Raw genomic sequence first — 1,799 nt, 5'->3', positions numbered from 1 at the left:
ATACTGATGAGGAATAGCTCCAAGACCTCCAATTGCTTGATAAGTTGGAGCACTTAAAGGTGCAACACGAGGTCCCCCATAAACATTACCACCCATCCCTGTGTCATACATGTTATACGCATCTGCACCCCCACGCTTAAAGACATTCTGCATCCAAGTAGGAGGGGCGCTTGTCTGCACCTGCTTCTGTTCTGTCGTTGCTGGTCTACTGCTCCCCATGTCACAATTCCTTCCTATAATAAAGCATACCTATGCTATAGCCTTGCTTGGTTAGTGCACGCTTCCAACCTAAACGACCCAAGATCTCCATTTCAGAAGCACCATTCTCACGCGCCCAATCCTCTACAAATTTCAAATTATCAACTTGATCAAGAACGCCCTTCCCACTACATTCACAAATCAGTGCGCGCTTCTTTCCTAAAACTGTCTGCTGTATCTGGGTCGTGAATGCCGCTAAAAAGCGCTCGTCGTCATCCAAAACAAGCCATAACTGTTTCTTGCCACTGCAAATCGCTTCAATCAGTTCCTGCAACGTGATTTCATGTTTGAAACGCTCTACATACTCTCTAAAGGATGCAATGATGTCTTCCAGATAAGGCGCTATACGCTCCATATCCCAAGACGTGGTCAAAAAGACTTTTGCCATTACCCTCTGCCTAAAGGACGTAAATCCACATTAAATCCTGTGATTTGGTTCCAATGAACACCTTCAGGAATGCGCAATTTAAAGCGGTGATAACGATTGCGCGAACGACCATGATAAGCACCCGTGACATATGAACATGCCCTCTCTTGGTGCCATGTAATCGGCGTCTGATGATTGCGAAGCCGACGCTCTCCTATGCTTAAAAGACCTTCCGTCGTATCAACTTCAGCAAACATCTTCGTGATAAAGTTAAAACTTCCATCTGGTGCCCCCATTTCTTGCGAAACAACCGTTGCCTCCATCGGGGCTCCCGTAAACATAACAAGCCGATTGTTATCATCAAAAGCACCAAGCATTGGCGCGCCACTTTGCCAACGAGGGCTGTCTAAAGAAGCCGGCAAGGACTCAAGATTGATCGAGATCTCATCTAACTGTTCTAAAGTATAACCTGTCGTAAACACTGGAAAGAACGTGAAAGGCTTCCCTTGTAGCGTCGACCATTTCTGCAATCCCCAATCATAGACAAAGGTCGTTTGCTCGTTATTGCCTCTCTTTAAGGACCAGTAAATCCGGTTATCAATGGGATCTATAACCCCTTGCATCTCATCAAGAGCAAACTTATCAAAGATTTTAAAAACCGTTCTATCAACCTTCTCAAAGCCTATCGGCAAAAGTTGACCATCAGCACTGATCTGATAAAAGCCACCATCACTCGCAAAAAAAGCATCACTCCCTCGACACGCTATAGAGGCTGCACTGCGCGCTCCACGCTTGTCTTGGATCTTTTGAAAAGCAAACGGGCTCTTGGAACCTAACGTCAAAGAACCAGCATAAATAGCAGAACGAAGAAAAATAAGGGGATTGGTTGTTTCTGTTGCCCCCTGAACGTATTCTCCATCTTGGAAATCCATATAACCACTAACATTATATTGAGTCTCCCATAGAGTTTCATCGCCTTCTCCAGACCAATGAATGCGATTGGGATTATCTGTCAATTGCATCAAACAAACAAAAGGTCCCCAAATTTTGACCAATCCCGCTTTCGGTGGATTTCCTTCTAAATCTTCAAACTGTTCAGAACTAAGGACCTTGAAAACTTGCGGTTTATCATTTTTATTCACCGCAATAACCATGTTTTTAAAAAGAGCAAACG

The 1,799-nt window shown here is 44.4% G+C and carries 2 protein-coding genes and 1 pseudogene; all 3 read right to left on the bottom strand.

Annotated elements, in window-relative coordinates; translation table 11 throughout:
• A pseudogene (locus ACFIME_RS04120) lies at window positions 1-219 on the bottom strand (hypothetical protein); the annotation flags it as partial.
• 1 nt (window position 220) lies between these two features.
• Window positions 221-646: a hypothetical protein gene (locus ACFIME_RS04115; RefSeq protein ID WP_273791515.1), complete on the bottom strand. Its 426-nt coding sequence runs from the start codon at window positions 644-646 to the stop codon at window positions 221-223.
• The coding region (locus ACFIME_RS04110) for a hypothetical protein (RefSeq protein WP_375684539.1) at window positions 646-1,799 on the bottom strand (1,154 nt) is incomplete at its 5' end. The genes ACFIME_RS04115 and ACFIME_RS04110, both read right to left, overlap by 1 nt.

The organism is Bartonella sp. AP1QHHD, from assembly GCF_042196265.1.
Lineage (GTDB): Bacteria > Pseudomonadota > Alphaproteobacteria > Rhizobiales > Rhizobiaceae > Bartonella.
The sequence above is the reverse complement of the archived record's forward strand: the minus strand, read 5'-3'. Positions and strand labels throughout refer to the sequence as shown.

Bases quoted from the DNA above. Each gene is read 5' to 3' on its own strand.
- ACFIME_RS04115 (WP_273791515.1), bottom strand. From the start codon at position 646: ATGGCAAAAGTCTTTTTGACCACGTCTTGGGATATGGAGCGTATAGCG.